This window comes from Reichenbachiella sp., from assembly GCF_965233835.1.
In the GTDB taxonomy this organism is placed as follows: Bacteria; Bacteroidota; Bacteroidia; order Cytophagales; family Cyclobacteriaceae; genus Reichenbachiella.
Genome location: NZ_OZ247585.1, coordinates 3,454,932 through 3,476,037, shown reverse-complemented (window position 1 = coordinate 3,476,037; position 21,106 = coordinate 3,454,932). Strand labels below are relative to the sequence as shown.

Sequence of the window (21,106 nt, the reverse complement as noted above, 5' to 3'; positions counted from 1 at the left end):
CTAAATAAAATTGAGTTGGTAGCTAATGTAAGACTTAATTAGTAAATATGTTTTGGATGGCGTGGATACGCTTATTCTTTTTTCTTTTAATACTTCAGGTCGTGTTTGGTCTATTTGTTTGAGCAGCTTTGAATAATACTTATAAGCCACATATACCCCCAACTTGGCTTCGTTGGGTAGTTTTTTGATTCCATCATAGGCCGCCTTGAATTCTTCTTTGATCTCCTGAATGATTTGGTTTTTTTCTTCTGCCTTTAAAGTGTCAGGGTTGATATTGGGAAAGTAAGTTCTGTTCAATTCATCAAAGTCTTGCTTGAAATCTCTCAAGAAGTTCACTTTTTGGAATGCTGAGCCGAGCTTCATCGCAGGCCCTTTGAGTCGATCGAATTCAGCTTGATCTCCATTTACAAAAACCTTCAGACACATCAACCCAACAACATCTGCTGAACCATAAATGTATGCTGCCATTTCTTGCTGATTTTGATACACCTGTTTGGTGAGGTCTGCGCGCATGCTTTTTAGGAATGCTCGAACAAGCGCATCATCTATTTGATATTCAGCCACCGTATTTTGAAAGGCATTGATGATCGGATTTGTGCTTATTTTATGTTTTAGTGCGTAGTTGTATTCTTCCTCAAATCTGTCCAACAATTCTTCCTTGGGATAGCCTTCGAAACTATCGACGATTTCATCGGCCAATCTTACGAATCCATAAATGTTGTAGATGGCAGGACGAATACGAGGAGCGAGAAGCTGCACCGCTATAGAAAATGAGGTGCTATACTTTTTGGTGATAAGCACACTGCTCAAATGAGATACTTGATCAAATAATTCTTTCATTTTTTTAGTTGCTTGGTGATTAGGTCTGCTGCTATTTTTCCGGAGATCAGTGCAGGTGGCACTCCAGGGCCAGGAACAGTGAGCTGTCCTGTGAAGTACAGGTTCTTAACTTTTTTGCTTTTTATTTTGGGCCTTAAAAATGCCGTCTGGGTGAGCGTATTGGCCAGGCCATAGGCATTGCCTTTGTATGAATTGTAGTCTTTTATAAAATCGTTGATGCAGTAGGACTTCGTAAAAAGCACGTGCTCTTTTAGTTTTTGATTGGTTAGCTTTTCCATCCTGTCAATAATGAGATTAAAGTAGTTTTCTCTGTTTTCATCAGAATCTTCAATGCCTGCTGCTATTGGAATCAAAAAAGTACCAGCTTCTTTTCCATCGGGCGCGAATTTTTCATCCGTCATACTCGGGAAGCTGGCGTAGAACAATGGGTCTTTGGGCCAGGCAGGCATATCATAGATGTAGGCCGCATGAGAGTCAAATTCTTTGTCAAAGAACAGGGTGTGATGACTCACGTTATTGATTTTTTTGTCGAAGGCCACATAAAACAGAAGGCTAGACGGGGCAAAGGTTTTATTAGACCAGTATTTGTCTGAGTATTGTCTATGAAGTGGGTCAAGTAGTTGTTCGGTATGGTGGTAGTCTGCGCCACTAAGCACAATGTCTGAAGGAATCAGTTGGTCATTTATGCGAATGCCATCAACCGTACCCTTTGCATTGACTTCTATTTTCTCGACAGGCGAGTTCAGTTCAATAGTAACTCCAAGATCTTCAGCCAATTTAGCAATGCCATCAACTACACTGTACATTCCACCTTCTGGATGCCAGGTGCCAAGTCCAAAGTCAGCCCAATTCATAAAATTATACATGGCCGGCGTGTTGCTAGGTTTAGCACCTAAGAAGAGTACCGGGAATTCCAGAATTTTAATGAGTCTGGGGTTATTGAATTTTTGTTTTACCTGCCTCCGTATATCAAAAAATAGTTGGTGGAGTCTGTTGATGGTTTTAGGACTGATCAGTTCCAACGGAGATATTCCTGGTCGGTACACGATGTCCTTTACCGCCACATTGTAGTTTGTTTCGGCCTGTTTTAAAAATTGCCTCAGCTGATCTGCACTTCCTTTTTCTTCCTTCTCAAATAAATCATAGATTTCATCCAGATGAGAAGAAATAGAAATGGAGTCATTTTTATCGAAGTATACCTGATAAGCTGGATTTAACTTGTGGAGCTTATAGTATTGATGTGGCTGAATACCAAAATCATTGAAGAACCTTTCGAAAACATCTGGCATCCAATACCATGTTGGGCCCATGTCAAATAAGAACCCATCTTTTTGATATTGCCTGGCTCTACCTCCAATTTGATCATTCTTTTCAAAAATTGTGACGGCGTATCCGGCCTTGGCTAAGTAGCAGGCTGATGCGAGCGAGGAGAATCCAGACCCCAGAATGCTTATGGTTTTATTCATGTCTAACAAAAGTAATAATTAATTAGACAAAAAAACCATTTTATATTTCAATTAGTTCACCAACTCTTGGTTAAAATTGAATTTTTGAACTAGAGGTTATTGCAGCAATGCCTTTCAGAACTCACTTATGGGAATACAGGAGTTGTTTCTTTTGAAGTAAGGTTTTCAATAAATTGAAATGATAGATGAAACGCACGTGGCAGGCCAAATTGTATAACCTGTATAGGTATGGGCATAAAAAAAGTCCCGTCAAAAACGGGACTTTCAATATCATAAATCTATACTACTGATCAAGTAGCACAGAATTCTTTCAATCTTTGATTTTTAGATGGCTCTCTCAATTTTTGTAGGGCCTTTTCTCTGATTTGTCTTACACGTTCTCTAGTCAAGCCCATAATATCACCAATCTCCTCTAAGGTGAATGGGTTGTCAGATCCGATACCAAAGCTCATTCTTACTACTTCTCTTTCTCTGGCAGTCAAAGTAGACAAAGCTCTGATAGTTTCTACTTTCAATGAATCGTTGAATACCATCTGACCGTCGGTAGGGACAGTAGTTTTGTTTTCTAAAACGTCCAAAAGAGAACCAGACTCATCTTCACCGAAAGGAGCGTCCATAGACATTTGCTTCACCTCAGCGCCGAGTGTGTTTCTTACTTCGCTAGGCTTCATATCCAAGATATCCGCCAATTCCTCTTCGGTTGGCTCTCTCTCGTACTTTTGCTCTAGCTCAGCATAAGCTCTTCTGATTTGGTTGATCGCTCCAGACTTGTTCATAGGCAATCTTACGATTCGAGACTGCTCAGCAAGTGCTTGCATGATCGACTGACGAATCCACCATACGGCGTAAGAGATAAACTTAAATCCTTTGGTTTCGTCAAATTTCTTTGCGGCTTTTATTAGCCCAAGGTTACCTTCATTGATCAAGTCATTCAACGGTAAACTTCTGTTTTGGTACTGCTTGGCTACAGATACCACGAACCTTAAGTTCGCTTTTACTAATTTTTCAAGAGCAAGATCATCTCCTTGTTTGATTCTTTGTGCTAATTCAACCTCCTCATCAGGAGTAATCATCGGCACACTACTAACTTCTGTAAAATACTTTTCTAAGGTATGACTTTCACGTCTGTTAGTAATCGATTGTGTGATCTTCAGTTGTCTCATATGATATTGTTTTCCTTTTTTAGGGCTCTCTTTGCCTAGTACTAGTATAAACGAGCCCGCAAATTTAATATTTTATACGGTTTATTTCTAATAAGAGATTAACTATTCTGATATAATTAACACTCTTTTATCAATAAAGTTCAAACATCAATGGGTGGTCAAAATTCCTAGGCTTGGCATCAAACTAATAAACATATTGCAAATATCCTACTGAAATTGTATTTTATAAGGATTTTGCTTGCGATTTGGTCGAAAATATGGTAATATAAGAGTTCGTCTAATTTCAACTTCTAACTAAATCAACCATGGTAATGAACTTTAAAGGCGCTCGTGTAGAGCAAGAACAAGGCATCAAATATGAGACTATTGCAGACTACATGGCCAAAGACCTAATCACTTTTACTCCAGATCAAGAAATAGCAGAAGCTATTGATATCATGCTTAAAAAGAAAATCTCTGGAGGCCCTGTATTAAATGAAAAGAGAGAATTAGTCGGTATGCTTTCTGAGAAGGATTGTTTGAAGGTATTGGTTCAGTCTTCTTATCACAACATTCCCAGTGGAAAAGGTAAAGTATCAGACTTTATGTCTAGCAATGTGAAAACTCTGGAGATGGACATGGATGTGGTGGCTTGCGCCAACGAGTTTTTAAATACTTATTTCAGAAGATTTCCAGTAACCGAAAATGGTATCCTAAAAGGGCAGATTAGCCGAAGAGATATTATGCGCGCTGCGCAGAAGATTAAGTCTACTACTTGGTAGCCTACTAAATTATTTATCGTCATTGCGAACAAAGTGAAGCAATCTTGTTCAGTATATAGAGATCACTTCGCGCTGCTCGTGATGACGTTATTAGAAATTGGTAGTATTTCCTTTACTTCAACCGATCTTGATTATCAGACAAAAAGGCTTTCCAGCTTTTGGAGGAGGTCTGAGGTTTGCCTCCTTGATAATGGTGACAGAGAGCGACTGCCAAGGCATCTGTAGCATCCAGCAACTTCGGAATTTCTTTAAGTTTCAATATAGACTGGAGCATGGCAGCTACCTGTTCCTTTGATGCATTACCATTCCCAGTCACAGATTGTTTTACTTTCTTAGGAGCATATTCGGTAATAGGAATGTCTCTGGTTAGGGCTGCTGCCATGGCAACGCCCTGAGCTCTACCCAGTTTGAGCATAGACTGTACGTTTTTACCGAAAAATGGTGCTTCCAGTGCCACTTCGTCTGGGCCAAATTCCTCAATGACATGAGTTACCCGTTCAAAAATTTTCTTGAGCTTGAGTTCATGGGATTTGTACTTGCTCAAATGAATCACACCCAGTTGCAGTGTAGTTAATTTACTTCCTTGGACAAGTATTACTCCATATCCCATCACTGTGGTGCCGGGGTCTAGACCTAAAATGATTTTTTCCTTAGTTTTATTCATGGAGTTGGATAGCATTGCAAGATAGAAAGATTACCTTTTATGAAAAGTGACATGAAGTCATATATTGAGAAATGATTAGAGCATTATCAAATCGAACAAGTAATGGTTGGTGGAAACTCATTTGGTTTCTTTGGTCTTGGGTGCTGCCTTTAACAATTTTTGCTGTAATTGGATTGAAGTTCATAAACAATAAAGAAGCCATGACCATGCTTAAGTCCGTTGATTTGGTCAATGGATTAGGGGTGATTTTTTGTCTCGCTCTTCTCCCATTGAATGTTGGCATTGAAGCATGGAAATGGCGATTCATTTTGAAACCTATTCAGCAACCATCTGTCTGGAGATGTATGAAAACGATTCTGTCTGGCAAAAGCCTGAATGTGGTTAGCCCCTTTGGAATTGGAGATGGTTTTTCTCGCTATTTAGGGTTGAGCAAAATAAATAGAGACCATGTATTTTCAGGCTTAGCTATAGATCGGTTTTCTCAGCTATTACCGACGCTAGGTTTTGGAGTAGTGTCGGTGTTTTTCTTAGTTAGTCGAGGCCTTAACATTCCAATGGATGAATTGAGTGTTGTATTTGTTGTTGCGATATCTAGTGTAATTATGCTTGGTCTTGTTTTCTATATTTTTAGAGATCAAATACGTCAATACATTACTTTATTAATATCTCTTGATGTTAAATCCATTATCGTGATTGGGGGCATTTCAGTCGGAAGGTATTTCGTGTTCGTCGTCCAGTTTTATTTGATTTTTTGGGCTTTAGGTATTCAGCTTCCTTTGCTTACCATTCTTTACGGAATTTTTTGGATTTTTCTGGTTAAAACCCTCATTCCTAACTTGTCGGTGTTGGGAGATTTGGTAAAAAGAGAACTGTCCGCAACGCTATTTTTTAGTTTTTTCATTTCTGATTTAAGCGTTGTGATCGTTGCAAGTTTTATGGTATGGATGATTAATATCGTTTTACCGGCATTAATTGGAGTGTTGTTCGTGTCTGATCTAAAGAAAGCGCTTTGATATATTGGATTGCTAGTGTTATGACTCTGTGCTATGGAGGCGTCTTGCTGCTTCTCCTATGGTTGTGGCATGCTAAAAAGTTTCCGGTTGTTTTCCCAAAGGGGCATACAGATGTATTCGCTTCCGTAATTGTACCTGTAAGAAATGAATCTCAGCATATTGAAAGGCTCATTCGATCCATTTTTAATTCGTCTTTCACTAGTTCAAGTTTTGAGGTTATAATAGTGGACGATCATTCGCAAGATGGTACTAAATCTATTGTCAAGTCGCTTCAAATGGAATATGAAGGGTTAAACTATACTCAGTTACCCGAGAAGCAAGAGGGGAAAAAAGCAGCGATCACTTTTGGGGTTAGTTTGGCCAAAGCAGATTTAATCGTATGTACGGATGGAGATAGCGAGGTAACAGAGCACTGGTTGGATGACCATAAACGAGCTTTTACTAGTGGGGTGAAATTGGCCTTTGGACCTGTTAAACTTTTTAATGCAAAAAAGTCCAGGTGGATTGATATGCTGAACATAGAACTCGCTGCCTTGGTAGGTGTAGGAGCTGCTACGATGAAAATTGGCAAGCCGACCATGATTAATGGTTGCAATTATTCTTTCTCCAAAGAAGTATTTGAAGGGATAGGTGGCTTTGAAGGCAATGAGCATATTGCTTCAGGTGATGATGAGTTTTTGTTGAGAAAAATTCACCGAGCATATCCTTATAACATCAAATTTCTCAAAGCGGCATTAGTAAAGAGTGAAGCCCCGGAAAGTTGGAAGGGTTTTTATCATCAGCGAAGGAGGTGGGCGTCTAAGTGGAAACTTCATCAGGACAAATTTTCTATGATTGTTCCTGTTCTTTTGTTTTTTCTCTATGGAGTTTGGAGTTGGATGATAATTGATGCCGCTTTCACTGTGAACCTTTTAGGTGTTTATATTCTAGGTGCTAAGTTTATGGTGGACTACATATTTATATATTCAGTGAGTAAAGCCCAGGACAATAGGGTGTCTTTGATAAGTTTTGCTTTACTTCAAATAATTTACCCTTTTTATGTTGTATTCTTTGGGGTAGCCTCTAATTTTGGGGCCTACACCTGGAGAGATCGAATCCATAAAATCTAACCTTAAACCCAATCGAGTATGAGCGACCTCGAATTTGACATATTGGACGAATTGTACTTCTTGATTCATTATAATGACTTGAAGGAGACTCTGGGATTGTCGGACGAAGATTTGAAGCCTATTCTGGCTAAAATGGTCAGAAAAAATTGGCTGCGTTGCTACAATGAACCAGACGTCGAGTTGGATGCTGAGGGCATTGATATAGAGATTAATTTTAGGAATTATTACTACCTGGCCTCTAAAGAAGGATTAAAGGCGCACACAAGCTAAATGGGACAAACCAAAACCATAGAATCAGACCTCAAGGAGTTGGAATTGAATGCGTTGCTTGAAGTAACGGAAGCGATCAATAACAACCTGTCGGAAGAGTCCTTATATAAAATATATCACTTCACCCTATTGGCTAATCTAAAGGTAAAGAAGTTGGCGTTATTCGTTGAGTCAGAAGGAGAGTGGAATTGCAAGGTGTTTTTTGGTGTCGATGCAGCGATTATAGAAGATATTCCAGTTGATCAATTCGAGGGTGAGGAGAAAGTGAAGGCATTAGGTCAAACCGAATGTCAAGAGTTTGATCATGTCATTCCTGTGATGCATAAGAATGAATTGCTGGCGCTGGTGTTTGTAGGGGATATCGCTGAAACTGAGGCTGGCTTTACAAGCAATTCGGCGACTACATTTTTGGAGGCTTTAACCAATATTATTTTGGTGGCTATTGAAAATAAGAAATTGGCTCGTCAGCAACTAGCACAAGAAGCTTTTAAGAAGGAACTAGAAATTGCTAAGCAGGTTCAAAATTATCTATTCCCAAAGAACTTACCGGCAACAGATCGGTTCGAAGTGGCCGCCTACTACCAACCGCATCATAATGTGGGAGGAGACTATTATGATTATATTCCAATTGATGACGATCAGTTTTTATTGTGCATTGCTGATGTGTCAGGAAAAGGAGTGCCGGCTGCTTTGATGATGTCCAATTTTCAGGCTTCACTGCATACTTTGGTGAGGCAGACTAATGATTTAAAAACTATTGTTTCTGAATTGAACCATCAGATTAAATTCAGTGGAAACGGTGAGATATTCATTACTTTCTTTGTGGCTATTTATAGCCAATCGAATAAACAACTGAGGTATGTGAATTGTGGTCACAACCCTCCTTTGCTGCAGGAGAATTTGAAGGAAGATGTGGAGCTCACTAAGGGCACCACAGTGCTGGGTATGTTTTCTCCATTACCCTTTATAGAAATGGGAGTTGTGAATGACTTGGATCAGTTTTATCTGTTTTGTTATACGGATGGGTTGAACGAAGCGATTAACCCTGAAGAAGAGGAGTTTGGAGAGGAACGCATCTTGAAAGCTATCAAGAGCGTGGAAAACTCTAAACCTCATGAACTTAATGAGGCCATAATGAAATTTGTCAATGATTTTCGTCAAGGACAAGACTACCGTGATGATGTGACCCTATTGTCAGCCAAATTCAAAACATAATACCTTGGGCTTCTATCTTCATAGAATACCGAGTTTTTTTCATTTTCTGTTCCCAAGGCATCTATGGAGACTGCCAAATAAAGACAACAAGATATTCCTGACTTTTGATGATGGTCCAATACCAGAGGTGACAGACTTTGTATTAAAGTCTTTGGGGGAGTATTCCGTCTCAGCTACATTTTTTCTTCTTGGCGAACAAATAGAAAAACATCAGGATCTGATCCAAAAGATTAAAAATGCTGGGCATCAGCTCGCCAATCATGGTTATAGTCATCTCGATGGAAGAAAAATATCAAGGCAAACCTATTTTGAGAATAAGAAACGAGGACAAGCTATTATCGATGAATTCGACGGCAGTTCTTTATTTAGACCACCTTATGGTCGATTCAAAAAAGGTGATGGGGTCGTGCTTTGGTCTTTAATGGCCGGGGATTTTGACAAAACACTGAGTAATGAAAAATGCCTGAAGGTTTTGAAATCAAAGACAAAATCAGGGGATATTATAGTTTTTCATGATAACGAAAAGTCAATTAACAAATTGAAGTGGGTATTGCCAAGATATCTCCAGTACTGCGTTGATCAGGGGTTTAAGTTTGGATTAATTGACCAAGAAATATGTTAGCGTCGATTACCATCGGAGTGGTTTTAATATGGATTTTGTTTTTGGTCATCGTGCTTGGATCCCAACTGGAAAAAGCAAAAAATCACAAGGAACAACAAGAGCCCTTTGTTTCCATACTGATAGCGCTAAGAAATGAAGAGGAAAATGTCCGAGCACTTTGCGACAGCCTGATGAAGTTGACTTATCCTTCATCAAAGTTTGAAATCCTGTTGGGCGACGACGACTCCGATGACTCAACTTTGGAGTATTTGGAAAAGCATAAACCAGAAAATGCATCCGTCCTCTCTCTTCATCATCGGGATGGTTCATTCGGAAAGCAAAAAGTACTTTCTCAATTGGCAAAACAAGCCAAGGGAGATTTTTTGTTGCTTACTGATGCAGATATGCAGTTTCACCCGGATTGGATTCAGGGAATGTTGAGTGGGGTGTTCGATAAGCGTGAAATTGTAGTGGGGTTAACCAAAGTTACTGAAAGTGGTTGGCTGAGCTCACTGCAAAATATTGACTGGTTGTTCAATGAATGGATCATTGGCTGGTTTGCAAGAATGGGTGTTGGCTTGACTGCTTGGGGAAACAATCTCTTGATTCCCAAATCAACGTATGATGAAATTGGCGGTCATGAAGGTTTGAAACAATCTATTGTAGAAGATATTACTTTGTTAAAGGCCGTTCTGTCAAATGGAGGCAAACTAGTCGTGAACTTCAATACATCTGCAGTAGCTAGCACAAAGCCTGCAACGTTTTTGGAGTTGCTTCATCAACGCAAGCGTTGGATGAAAGGATTGCTTGATTTGAATCCGCTGGTTTGGCTAGGTGGTTTGATTAAATGGTTGTTTTGGCCTGCTCTTATACATCTGACATTTGACAATCCTTTTTGGATAATGTTGGGAATTACTGTCATTGTGTTGAAATTGAAAATCGCTTCCCAAATCGAAAAGGTTACTGATTCTAGGTTTTCTATAGTCCATCTTCTACTCTTCGAAATCTATGATTTCGTCTTTTATTTAATCACATTTGCGTTTTGCCTAATGCCGATAAAGTTGGTTTGGAAGGGTAGAAAGTATTAGGTGAAACTTATAATAAATCGGAATGCAGTTAATTGAAACACACGCACATATTTATTCGGATAAATTCAAGGATGATTTAGATCATATGATCGAAAGATCTAAGGAGCATGGTATTGAGAGAATATACATGCCCAACATAGATAGCGAGTCCATTGATGCGATGTTGGAGCTAGAATACCGTTATCCGGGATATTGTATTCCAATGATGGGTTTGCACCCTTGTTCTGTAGATAAGAATTTTGAGAAGGAGCTTTATATAGTAGAGGACTGGCTGAACAAAAGGGATTTTGTGGCAGTAGGGGAGATGGGTACGGACCTCTATTGGGACAAGACTCATTTCGAACAGCAAAAAGAGGCATTTAACATCCAATCCAAATGGGCGATTGAGAAAGATAAGCCTATTGTCATCCATTGCCGGGAATCTATTGATGAAACTATAGCTTTAGTATCGGATCTAAAAACCGAAAATTTCCGCGGTATATTCCATTGTTTTTCTGGTTCGGTGGAGCAGGCCAATCAAATTATTGAGTTGGGTTTTCTCTTGGGGATCGGAGGAGTAGCTACTTTTAAGAATGGAGGACTTGAGCCTGTGCTTGAGTCAATCCCATTAGATCATTTGGTATTGGAGACGGATAGTCCTTATCTTGCACCGGTCCCACATAGAGGTAAGCGAAACGAACCTGCTTATCTTGAGCTAGTAGCTGAAAAAATAGCTGCTGTAAAAAGTATTACCAAAAATGAGGTAGCTAATGCTACTACCGAAAATGCCAATCGCATTTTCAATTAAACAACAAGAATGACCCAAGTAAGTAAATTTAAAGTAGTCAACATTGCGACCAGTTCGGAAGACCCCAAATCTTCCATCCTCTTGATATATACAGGGGGTACTTTTGGTATGGTGTATGACGAGGAAGGTTCTCTGGCACCATTCAATTTCAGTCTGGTATTAGAAAAGATACCAGAGTTGCATAAGTTAGACCTCAAACTAACGGTTATTTCATTTCCAGAACCAGTTGATTCCTCCAATATCAATGTAGAACAATGGAAAGATATGGCTTCTATATTGAAAGATAACTATCATCAATACGATGGTTTTGTGATTCTTCATGGTACGGATACCATGGCCTATTCAGCTTCGGCGATCAGCTTTATGCTCAAGGGAGTAAATAAGCCGATCATTTTCACTGGAGCTCAAATCCCTATAGGTGCGACTAGATCGGATGCAAGGGAGAATTTGATTACTGCATTAGAAATAGCCTCGGCAAGAAATGGAGATCATGCAATGGTTACAGAGGTATGTCTCTATTTTAATTATTACCTATTAAAAGGCAACCGGGCACAGAAAATTAGAAGCAGCAACTTTGCAGCGTTCGAATCTGAAAATTACCCATACTTGGCAGAGTCCGGCGTAGAGATTGTCTACAACGAATCTTTTCTGAAGAAATACAAAGACGAGGAGTTGAAATACAGTTCTGAATTAGATCCTGATGTTGCTATTTTAAAGATTTTCCCAAATATTTCACCTGCGGTAGTGAAGGGTATTTTGAGCATAGAAGGACTGAAAGGGGTAATTCTTGAATCATATGGTTCAGGCAATACTATGAACTACGATTGGTTCAATGACCTATTAGAAGAGGCAGTGAATAGAGGAATTGTAATTCTAAATGTATCCCAGTGTATTGGAGGAAGTGTAATTCAAGGTAGGTACGAAACGAGTAAAAAGTTGACAGAGATTGGAGTCATAAGCGGACTTGATATAACTACCGAAGCAGCAGTGGCTAAGATGATGCATTTGCTGGGTACAGAAAAGTCCATTGAGCAGGTCAAAAAGAAACTTAGCATTCCAATAAGGGGCGAAATGACCATTTAAATGGTGTTATCCAAATTAATATGTAACTATTTGCAAATAGTGTAATTTTATAATTTATTTGTCGCTTGGAGAAAACTAAAAAAGTTAGAGAGAGGTGACCGAGTGGTTGAAGGTGCTCGCCTGGAAAGTGAGTGTGCCCCAAAAGGGTACCGGGGGTTCGAATCCCTTCCTCTCTGCACTGAATTAGTATTAAAAAAGAATAACTTTTAAACCTTTATTAAAGATTTACTAAAAATTAGACTATGAAAAGATTAGTAATTTTATTGATGTTGACTGGTGTGTTTACAATGAGCACCCTAAAAACAATGGCGCAGGATGAAGTAGCTACAGAAGAAGTAGCATCTGATTCTACTGAGATGGTAGCTGAAGGCGATAGCACAGCTGTTGAAGAGGAGTATGCGGAAGAAGAGTATGTAGAAGAAGAGGTTGCTGCAGCTGATTACGAAGAAGTAGCGGTTGAAGAGCCTGGTTTTCATCAAATCGTAAAAGATCAGTTCATCCAAGGTGGATGGCAGTTCATGGGCATCGTGTTGCTATGTCTAATTTTAGGATTGGCTGTTGCCATCGAAAGAATTATCACTTTGAACTTGGCTACTACTAACACTAAGAAGTTGTTGGAGCAAGTAGAAGGTGCATTGAACTCAGGTGGTGTTGAAGCTGCAAAGGATGTTTGTAGAAATACACAAGGACCTGTTGCTTCTATCTTTGTTCAAGGATTGATGAGAATGTCAGAAGGTGTTGAAATGGTTGAAAAATCAATCATCGCTTACGGTTCTGTTGAAATGGGTAAATTGGAAAAAGGAATGGTGTGGATTTCACTTTTCATCTCTTTGGCTCCAATGCTTGGTTTCATGGGTACTGTAATTGGTATGATCGACGCATTCGACGCGATTGCTGAAGCTGGTGATGTATCTCCTGCCTTGGTTGCTGGTGGTATTAAAGTAGCACTTTTGACTACAGTTGGTGGTTTGATCGTTGCGGTTATTCTACAGTTGTTCTACAACTACCTTGTTTCTAAAATTGATTCACTAGTTAACTCTATGGAGGATGCTTCTATTTCTTTAGTAGATATCTTGGTTAAGCATTCTGCTAAATAAGATTTTTCACTTAAAAAGAAATTAGAAATGGATTCTATAGATATAGCATTATATGTGTCTTACACATTGACGATCCTAGCAGGATTAGCTGCGATTGTCTTTCCAATAATAAATTCAGTAAGTGATCCTAAGTCATTGACTAAAGCAGGTGCTGGTGTAGCTGGTTTGGTTGTCGTATTTATTATCTCTTACGCTTTGTCCGGGTCTGAAGTGACTGCTTCTGCTCTTGAGCTTGGTGTTGACGAAGGTCTATCTAAGTTTGTAGGTGGATTGCTGACTATGATGTACATTTTGATCATAGGTGCACTAGGCGGCATTGTTTATACAGAAGTTTCAAAAGCAGTAAAATAAGATTATGGCGAAAGGTAAAAATAGACCTGCGGCCGAGGTAAACTCGGGTTCGATGGCGGATATTGCCTTTCTTTTGTTGATTTTCTTCTTGGTAACCACCACGATTGCAAACGACAAAGGAATCGCGATGCTTTTGCCTCCGAAGCCGGATCCTAACGAGCCGCCACCAGAGGTAAAAACAAATGATAGAAACATCTTTAAGATTTTGGCTAACTCTAATGACCAATTATTGGTTGAAGATGAGCCAATGAGAGATGTGACTAAATTGCGACCAATGATCAAAGATTTTATTTTGAACTTTGGTAAGCCTTCTGCGGATGGTAGATTGTTGTACAATCAACTGCCTGCAACTTTGAGAAGGCATGTGAATAGTAAAGGCAGAAGATCTGATTCTTCCGATGAACCAGGAAAGGCAATTGTGTCTTTCAAGGCAGATAGAGGAACGAGCTATGAGCTTTATGTAAGAGTACTTGACGAAGTCAATGCCGCTTACAATGAAGTGTATGGTGAAAGAGTAGGTATCACTGCTGAAGAGTTTTTGCAATTGGATAAAAAGGATCCAGAGCAAAAAGAAATGTATACTAAAGCAAGAGCTGGTATTCCAAGAGCGATATCCATTGCTGAACCAAATAAAATAGGAGGTTGATATGGCAAAGTTTAAGAAAAGTTCAGGTACCTCTCAGGAAATTCCAACGGCTGCATTACCAGATATTATTTTCATGTTGTTGTTCTTTTTTATGGTGACAACAGTATTGAGAGAAACTACTATCATGGTAGAGCAGAAGCTTCCAAAGTCTACTCAGTTGAGTAAGCTGGAGAGAAAATCGTTGGTGAGCTATGTGTACATTGGTAAACCAAAGAGAACAGCCATTTATGGTACTACTCCCAAGATTCAAGTGAATGATGTGTTCATTGAAGTAAAGGATGTGGTTCGATTTGTAAACCAAGAGAAGGATAAATTGAGTGAAGTAGAAAGAGATCAGATTACAATGTCTATGAAAGTAGATGTAGATGCCAAGATGGGTATCGTAACTGATGTTCAGCAGGAGTTTAAAGAAGCGAATGCTAGGAAAGTACTTTACAGTTCTTCTAAAAGAGTTGATTAATTACTAATCTTTAATAATATGGAAAGGTCTCGATTTATCGAGGCCTTTTTTTATGACTATGCCATCTGATAATCAAATAAAAAAGGCCTGGTGCATGTACGATTGGGCAAATTCTGCCTACCTATTAGTCATTTCATCCACCTTATTTCCTATTTACTTTAATGGAGTCACCCGAGCGGCTTTTGAATCCGAAACAGTAGTTTTTTTCGGTTCTGAAATAACAAACACGGTGTTGTACTCTTATGCGGTGGCTGCTGCATTTCTAATTGTAGCATTTATATCTCCTTGGTTGTCTGGGATGGCAGACTATGGTGGTAAAAAAAAATTTTTCCTCAAGCTTTTCACGTACCTTGGTGCAGTATCGACAGCAGGTTTGTACTGGTTTGAAGGCAGTAATATTGAATACGGGATTGTGTGTTCTATCTTAGCTGGTGTAGGCTATTCGGGGAGTCTAGTGTTTTATAATTCGTACCTTCCTGAAATCACCACCGAATCTGAATATGATAAGCTGAGTGCTAAGGGTTATGCTTACGGGTATATCGGTAGTGTATTATTGCTTTTGATAAGTTTCGCTATGATAATAATGCATAAGTCTCTGGGATTCGAAGCTGAATCAGAAGTCGTTCGACTTTCTTTTTTACTTGTGGGTCTTTGGTGGTTTGGCTTTGCGCAGTATAGTTTCTTTTATTTGCCAGACAATAAGGATCGTTTGAAGAAAACAGACAATTTGTTTTTGAAAGGAGTGAAGGAACTTAAGATTGTTTTCCAATCTCTTAAAAATCTTAGGGCGATGAAGGTGTATCTGCTAGCTTTCTTTTTTTATAGTGCAGGAGTTCAAACAGTGATGCACTTGGCTGCAATCTTTGGGGAGAAAGAGTTACGTCTTGAGGCGTCCAAACTGATAGTTACGATTACTATAATTCAGCTTGTTGCCATCGCTGGTGCATATATGTTTGCGGCCATATCAAAGAAGTACAACAATGGTATCTCCATATTGTCGATGTTGATTATATGGATAGGAATTTGCGGTTACGCCTATGTGCTGCAAACAGAATATCAGTTTTATGGATTAGCGGTAGTTGTAGGACTGGTGATGGGAGGAATTCAATCTATGTCAAGATCAACTTTCTCAAAATTGATCCCGGATAATACTATTGACAATACCTCTTACTTTAGTTTCTATGATGTGGTAGAAAAACTTTCTATAGTGGTTGGTACATTTTCTTTTGGCTTTATAGAGCAATGGACAGGGTCAATGAGAAACAGCACCATTGCATTGATGCTGTTCTTTGTTGTGGGCGTTGGTTTGTTACTATACTCGCGAATTCATAAGACTAGTCAAACCTCATATGTTTGACTGAATCGCCAGAGTTGAATAATTCAAGCAAAGCATCAATACCTATCTGAATGTGCTTATCGACAAAGTGACTCGTTACTTTCTTGTCTGATGCATCGGTTTTGACTCCTGCAGGGGTCATAGGGTTGTCAGATACAAGTAGAAGTGCACCTCGCGGTATTTCATTGATAAATCCTACAGTGAATAAAGTCGCCGTTTCCATATCAATACCCATGGCTCGAATTTTCCTCAGATACTTTTTGAATTTTCTATCATGTTCCCATACTCTTCGGTTTGTGGTATATACCGTACCAGTCCAGTAATCCATTTCGTGCTTTTTGATCATAGAAGAAACAGAACGCTGCAGTCTAAATGAAGGGAGTGCCGGAATCTCTATAGGTAGATAATCATTGGAAGTACCTTCTCCTCGAATGGCCGCAATCGGAAGAATTAAATCACCGAGCTGTGTTTTTTTCTTCAGTCCCCCGCATTTTCCTAAAAACAGGACTGCTTTGGGCTCGATGGCAGAAAGTAAGTCCATCACAGTGGCAGCCATGGCACTACCCATTCCAAAGTTTATAATAGTGATATTGTTGGCCGTAGCAGATTGCATAGGCTTGTCTTTGCCTTCTACGCTTACATCAAATTTTTCTGCAAAAATTTCAACGTAGTTAGCAAAATTTGTGAGTAGGATGTACTCAGCAAAGTCTTCTAATTCTACACCTGTGTACCTTGGGAGCCAGTTATCAACTATTTCTTTCTTTGTTTTCATATGGGAATTGCTTTGAAGTTATGTAGATGTTAATGAGTAACATCCGGATTGAGATTAAAAGTAAATGAATTGTGCTAATATTGAAAGTAAATAATTAGTAGTCATGGAGGAGTTGAATCTTCCCCGGTTTCAATTTAAAGTTAAAGAAACAGAAAAGGGGAGGGAAATATGGGATGAATTTCGTAAAAAATATGTGATGTTAACCCCGGAAGAATGGGTGAGGCAACATTTTCTTAAATTCTTGAATGATTACTTAAAGTACCCTAAATCACTTCTAAAAACAGAGTTTGAAATTAGGTACAATCGATTAAAGAAAAGACCAGACATTGTGGCTTATGATAGTTCAGGTAGTCCGCTGATGGTAGTGGAATGTAAAGCTCCAGGGGTCAAAATTTCAAACGATACATTTCAACAGGCAGCCATTTACAATCAGACGTTGAAGGCGAAGTATTTGGTCGTTACTAATGGGTTGGATCATTTCTGCAGTGAGCAGAATATAGAAACCGGAACCTTCCAGTTAATTGAGAAGATTCCGGTTTATGGAAATTAAATATATTTATCTAAAGGAGTATAGGGTAAGTCAAAGGCATCTGATACAGCCTTGTAAACGACGTCTCCTTTGATTACATTCAACCCTAGTTTCAATTCATTGTTCTCCTTGCAAGCCTTTTTCCATCCCTTGTTAGCTAATTGAATAGCATAAGGAAGGGTCGCATTTGTAAGCGCTAATGTTGAAGTGTATGGCACAGCACCGGGCATGTTAGCTACACTGTAGTGAACTACATCATCGATGATGTAAGTAGGCTCTTGGTGAGTAGTAGGCTTTGTTGTCTCCATACATCCACCTTGATCTACAGCTACATCAACCAATACAGTGCCTGGTCTCATGTCTTTAAGCATATCTCTAGTGATCAGCTTTGGAGCCTTTGCTCCTGGGATTAATACGGCCCCAACAATCAAATCGTGATCTTGGATCAGTTCTCTGATGTTGTATTCACTTGACATTAAGGTTTTAACATTAGCTGGCATCACATCATCCAGATATCTCAACCTTGGTAAACTCAGGTCAAGGATCGTAACGTCTGCTCCCATTCCGGCAGCCATTTTAGCAGCTTCAGTTCCAACGATACCTCCGCCTAAGATCATAACTTTCGCAGGGCGAACGCCTGGAACTCCTCCAAGTAGAATACCTCTTCCTTTTAAAGGCTTCTCCAGGTACTTAGCGCCTTGCTGGATCGACATTCTTCCAGCAACTTCAGACATAGGTACCAAGAGTGGTAATGACCTGTCAGCTTTTTCCACTGTTTCGTAAGCCAAACACACCGACTTACTGTCGATCATGGCTTTGGTTAATGGTTCATGCGAAGCAAAATGGAAGTAAGTAAATACCAACTGGTCTTCTTTGATCAATTTGTATTCAGCTTCAATAGGCTCCTTTACCTTGATGATCATTTCGGCCTTGCCGTATACGTCTTCAATGGTGGGTAGGAGCTCAGCGCCTACGCTGGTGTATTCTTCATCTGCAAACCCACTGCCTTCTCCGGCAGTCTTTTGCACAAATACCTGATGTCCGTGTCTTTTCAGTTCTTTTACTCCTGATGGTGTAAGTGCTACACGGTTTTCGTTGTTTTTAATTTCTTTGGGTACCCCGATAATCATGGCATAAATTGTTTAACTACAATAAAATATACGACAATAATTGTTACTAATAATTTACATGATCTGATTCAGATTCGGAAGATTATTTGACGTTCTGAGTCAGCTATGAAAATATAAATTTCAAAAAACTAACATCATTTATGATTATGTCTGAAAAACTTGCAATAACCAAATTATATTCTGTTTAGTCTTTTTATTTTGTCTCAAATATAATATTATTTTGTATTCTTCCTAAAAATATTTGATTGATGTGGTGTGTTTATTAAATTTGTAGGGTTAGGTTCTTTTATAATCGTCCTAAAAATCTTATCTTCAAATGGTGAAAGTCTCAGAAAAAACTACCGAAATCATGTCCTCGAAAAAGGAAATTTTGAATGATTACAAACTTGCAGTAGAAAGTAGGGAAGATAGCTATATCGGCCGTAAGGAGGTTTTTATGGGAAAGGCCAAATTTGGAATATTTGGAGACGGTAAGGAGCTTCCTCAGATTGCCATGGCTAAGGTTTTTAAAAATGGAGATTTTCGGTCAGGCTACTATCGTGACCAAACTTTTATGATGGCGATTGGAGAGTTGACCTCGCAGCAATTTTTTGCTCAGCTTTATGCGCACACCTCTGTGGAAGATGAACCAGCTTCTGCCGGAAGAATGATGAACGGTCATTTTGGGACGCGACTGATTGACGAAAAAGGGGAGTGGAAGGACCTGACGAAAATGAAGAACTCAAGTTCGGATATTTCCAATACAGGGGGGCAAATGCCTCGATTATTAGGATTGGCTTATGCTTCAAAGCTTTATAGAAACAATCCAGCACTTAAAAAATACAAACAATTTTCAGTTAATGGAAATGAAATAGCATTTGGAACTATTGGGAATGCTTCAACATCGGAAGGGCACTTCTATGAGGCTATGAATGCAGCCGGTGTGCTTCAAGTACCAATGGTTATGGCAGTTTGGGATGATGAGTACGGTATATCCGTGCCAAAAGAGTATCATACGACCAAAGGAAGCATTTCAAAAGCACTGGCAGGCTTGCAGAGAACGGCCAAAGAAAAAGGGTTTGAAATCCTGACCACAAAAGGGTGGGATTATGTGGACCTTTGTAAGACATTTCAAAAAGCTGAGAAGATTGCAAGAAATGAGCATGTGCCAGTATTGGTGCATGTAGAAGAAGTAACGCAGCCTCAAGGACATTCTACTTCTGGCTCTCATGAAAGATACAAATCTAAGGAGCGTTTAGAATGGGAAGCTAAATTTGACTGTCTCAAGAAGATGCGAGAGTGGATTCTGGATGAAAAGTTGGCTACAGGAAAGGAATTGGATGCGATTGAGGAAGAAGCTAAGCAAGTGGCTAAAACCGCCCGTATTGAGGCTTGGAAAGCTTATACTACCGCTATTGATTCGGACGTGGCTTCTTTGATCGGGATGATAGATACTGTAGCTGAACGGAGTGCTGAAAAAACAAAATTGCTCTCCATTGCTAAGAATTTAAAGGAAGGTTTGAATATCAATAAACTTGAGTTGACTAAAGGGGCTAAGAAAGCTTTAAGGTTAACAAGACAAGAACCTTCTAGGAGTAGGGACATGCTCGTGCATTGGCTCAAAAAGAATGATGAAAAAAGATATGACGAGTACTCATCTCACTTGTATAGTGAATCTAAATACTCTGCACTAAATATTGGAGAAGAAGCTCCTAAGTACTCGGAAGATTCGAAAATGGTGGACGGTCGAGAGGTGCTTCAGGCATGTTTTGATGACGCACTTAACAGAAATCCATTAGTATTCGCTTTAGGAGAGGATGTTGGAAAGATAGGTGATGTGAATCAAGGGTTTGCTGGTTTGCAGGAAAAATACGGGGAATTAAGAGTAACGGATACAGGTATTCGAGAGACTACAATCATTGGTCAAGGTATTGGAGCAGCTTTAAGAGGTTTGCGCCCGATTGCTGAAATCCAGTATTTGGATTATTTGCTTTATGCAGTTCAAACGTTGTCTGATGATTTGGCGACATTACAATACAGAACTAAAGGTGGTCAAAAGGCTCCTTTAATCATTAGATCAAGAGGGCATAGGTTGGAAGGCGTGTGGCACTCTGGATCTCCTATGGGAATGATTATTAATGCTTTGAGAGGGGTGAATGTACTCGTGCCTAGAAACATGACTCAAGCGGCAGGTATGTATAATACGCTTCTAGAGTCAGACGATACGGCCTTGATTATTGAATGTCTAAATGGATATCGACTTAAGGAGAGAATGCCTGATAATGTGGGTGAATTTAAGGTACCATTGGGTATCCCAGAGGTTATCAGAGAGGGTAAGGATGTGACTATTGTCACTTATGGTTCTATGTGTCGAATAGTGATGGATGCTGCTGTTGAACTAGCAAATTACGGTATTGAGGTTGAGGTTGTCGATGTACAAACTTTGCTTCCGTTTGACAGACATCAAAGCATTATTTCTTCTATAAAGAAAACTAATAGACTGGTTGTTGCGGATGAGGATGTGCCAGGAGGGGCTTCAGCTTATATTCTGGATAAACTAGTAGTTGAGCAAGAGTGCTTCAGATATCTGGATAGTCAACCAGTGACCATTGCGGCTAAGGAACACAGGCCTGCTTATGGGTCAGATGGCGATTATTATTCTAAGCCAAGTGTAGAAACCATTTTCGATAAAGTGTATGAAATAATGGGAGAGGTTGATCCTTCTAATTACCCGGATCTTTACTAG

22 protein-coding genes and 1 tRNA gene are annotated in these 21,106 nt (G+C 39.4%); 17 read left to right on the top strand and 6 right to left on the bottom strand.

Translation table 11 applies throughout. From position 1 onward, the window contains the following. From ACO6S2_RS14735 to ACO6S2_RS14725, 3 genes are all read right to left on the bottom strand, one after another. Positions 1–840: a phytoene/squalene synthase family protein gene (locus ACO6S2_RS14735; RefSeq protein WP_422359319.1), complete on the bottom strand. Its 840-nt coding sequence runs from the start codon at positions 838–840 to the stop codon at positions 1–3. Next, positions 837–2,306, bottom strand: coding sequence for a phytoene desaturase family protein (locus tag ACO6S2_RS14730; RefSeq protein WP_422359318.1), 1,470 nt, complete (start codon positions 2,304–2,306; stop codon positions 837–839). The genes ACO6S2_RS14735 and ACO6S2_RS14730 overlap by 4 nt, the downstream gene beginning before the upstream one ends. A gap of 290 nt (positions 2,307–2,596) precedes the next feature. Beyond that, complete coding sequence (locus tag ACO6S2_RS14725) at positions 2,597–3,469, bottom strand: RNA polymerase sigma factor RpoD/SigA (protein ID WP_348306746.1); 873 nt, start codon at positions 3,467–3,469, stop codon at positions 2,597–2,599. Between the two features lie 311 nt (positions 3,470–3,780). Between ACO6S2_RS14725 and ACO6S2_RS14720 the strand changes: the two genes are divergently transcribed. Beyond that, positions 3,781–4,230 carry a CBS domain-containing protein gene (locus ACO6S2_RS14720; protein WP_422359317.1) on the top strand — a complete coding sequence of 150 codons (450 nt, stop codon included), beginning with the start codon at positions 3,781–3,783 and terminating at the stop codon, positions 4,228–4,230. A 112-nt stretch (positions 4,231–4,342) separates the two neighbouring features. Here the strand turns inward: ACO6S2_RS14720 and ruvC are convergent, their stop codons facing one another. Further along, entirely contained in the window at positions 4,343–4,894 is a 552-nt protein-coding gene (ruvC, locus tag ACO6S2_RS14715) for a crossover junction endodeoxyribonuclease RuvC (RefSeq protein WP_422359316.1), read from the bottom strand. A gap of 71 nt (positions 4,895–4,965) precedes the next feature. On the opposite strand from ruvC, the gene ACO6S2_RS14710 reads away from it, so the two are divergent. The 14 genes from ACO6S2_RS14710 to ACO6S2_RS14645 all read left to right on the top strand — a co-directional run bounded on the left by ACO6S2_RS14710 (position 4,966) and on the right by ACO6S2_RS14645 (position 15,971). Continuing rightward, positions 4,966–5,907, top strand: coding sequence for a lysylphosphatidylglycerol synthase domain-containing protein (locus ACO6S2_RS14710; protein WP_422359315.1), 942 nt, complete (start codon positions 4,966–4,968; stop codon positions 5,905–5,907). A gap of 20 nt (positions 5,908–5,927) precedes the next feature. Further along, complete coding sequence (locus tag ACO6S2_RS14705) at positions 5,928–7,016, top strand: glycosyltransferase (protein ID WP_422359314.1); 1,089 nt, start codon at positions 5,928–5,930, stop codon at positions 7,014–7,016. Positions 7,017–7,034: 18 nt separating this feature from the next. Then, complete coding sequence (locus ACO6S2_RS14700) at positions 7,035–7,286, top strand: hypothetical protein (protein WP_422359313.1); 252 nt, start codon at positions 7,035–7,037, stop codon at positions 7,284–7,286. After that, the gene (locus ACO6S2_RS14695; RefSeq protein ID WP_422359312.1) at positions 7,287–8,501 is read left to right on the top strand and encodes a GAF domain-containing SpoIIE family protein phosphatase; all 1,215 of its coding nucleotides are present in this window, start codon (positions 7,287–7,289) and stop codon (positions 8,499–8,501) included. A 4-nt stretch (positions 8,502–8,505) separates the two neighbouring features. Next, a complete protein-coding gene (locus tag ACO6S2_RS14690; RefSeq protein ID WP_422359311.1) occupies positions 8,506–9,123 on the top strand; it encodes a polysaccharide deacetylase family protein in 618 nt (205 codons plus the stop codon). After that, positions 9,117–10,190: a glycosyltransferase gene (locus ACO6S2_RS14685; RefSeq protein WP_422359310.1), complete on the top strand. Its 1,074-nt coding sequence runs from the start codon at positions 9,117–9,119 to the stop codon at positions 10,188–10,190. The genes ACO6S2_RS14690 and ACO6S2_RS14685 overlap by 7 nt, the downstream gene beginning before the upstream one ends. Before the next feature lie 22 nt (positions 10,191–10,212). Next, complete coding sequence (locus tag ACO6S2_RS14680) at positions 10,213–10,977, top strand: TatD family hydrolase (RefSeq protein WP_422359309.1); 765 nt, start codon at positions 10,213–10,215, stop codon at positions 10,975–10,977. Between the two features lie 9 nt (positions 10,978–10,986). Then, complete coding sequence (locus ACO6S2_RS14675) at positions 10,987–12,060, top strand: asparaginase (protein ID WP_422359308.1); 1,074 nt, start codon at positions 10,987–10,989, stop codon at positions 12,058–12,060. An 88-nt stretch (positions 12,061–12,148) separates the two neighbouring features. Continuing rightward, a tRNA-Ser gene (locus tag ACO6S2_RS14670) sits at positions 12,149–12,236 on the top strand. A 66-nt stretch (positions 12,237–12,302) separates the two neighbouring features. Beyond that, positions 12,303–13,157, top strand: a complete 855-nt coding sequence (locus tag ACO6S2_RS14665; protein WP_318171453.1) for a MotA/TolQ/ExbB proton channel family protein — start codon at positions 12,303–12,305, stop codon at positions 13,155–13,157. Between the two features lie 27 nt (positions 13,158–13,184). Continuing rightward, positions 13,185–13,508, top strand: a complete 324-nt coding sequence (locus ACO6S2_RS14660) for a hypothetical protein (protein WP_318171454.1) — start codon at positions 13,185–13,187, stop codon at positions 13,506–13,508. Between the two features lie 4 nt (positions 13,509–13,512). Beyond that, on the top strand, positions 13,513–14,154 hold the full coding sequence (locus ACO6S2_RS14655) for an ExbD/TolR family protein (protein ID WP_422359307.1): 642 nt from the start codon (positions 13,513–13,515) through the stop codon (positions 14,152–14,154). Position 14,155: 1 nt separating this feature from the next. Continuing rightward, positions 14,156–14,614 (top strand): ExbD/TolR family protein, encoded by a 459-nt coding sequence (locus tag ACO6S2_RS14650; protein ID WP_422359306.1) that lies wholly within the window; start codon positions 14,156–14,158, stop codon positions 14,612–14,614. A 94-nt stretch (positions 14,615–14,708) separates the two neighbouring features. Further along, positions 14,709–15,971 (top strand): MFS transporter, encoded by a 1,263-nt coding sequence (locus ACO6S2_RS14645; RefSeq protein WP_422359305.1) that lies wholly within the window; start codon positions 14,709–14,711, stop codon positions 15,969–15,971. Here ACO6S2_RS14645 and ACO6S2_RS14640 read toward each other — a convergent pair. Next, the gene (locus tag ACO6S2_RS14640; RefSeq protein WP_422359304.1) at positions 15,949–16,722 is read right to left on the bottom strand and encodes an AMP nucleosidase; all 774 of its coding nucleotides are present in this window, start codon (positions 16,720–16,722) and stop codon (positions 15,949–15,951) included. The genes ACO6S2_RS14645 and ACO6S2_RS14640 overlap by 23 nt on opposite strands. Before the next feature lie 103 nt (positions 16,723–16,825). Here ACO6S2_RS14640 and ACO6S2_RS14635 point away from each other — a divergent pair, with 103 nt between their 5' ends. Then, positions 16,826–17,272, top strand: a complete 447-nt coding sequence (locus tag ACO6S2_RS14635) for a type I restriction enzyme HsdR N-terminal domain-containing protein (protein WP_422359303.1) — start codon at positions 16,826–16,828, stop codon at positions 17,270–17,272. Here ACO6S2_RS14635 and ald read toward each other — a convergent pair. Continuing rightward, positions 17,269–18,381 carry an alanine dehydrogenase gene (ald, locus tag ACO6S2_RS14630; protein WP_422359302.1) on the bottom strand — a complete coding sequence of 371 codons (1,113 nt, stop codon included), beginning with the start codon at positions 18,379–18,381 and terminating at the stop codon, positions 17,269–17,271. The two genes, ACO6S2_RS14635 and ald, sit on opposite strands and share 4 nt — an antisense overlap. Positions 18,382–18,730: 349 nt before the next feature. On the opposite strand from ald, the gene ACO6S2_RS14625 reads away from it, so the two are divergent. Continuing rightward, positions 18,731–21,106, top strand: coding sequence for an alpha-ketoacid dehydrogenase subunit alpha/beta (locus tag ACO6S2_RS14625; protein ID WP_422359301.1), 2,376 nt, complete (start codon positions 18,731–18,733; stop codon positions 21,104–21,106).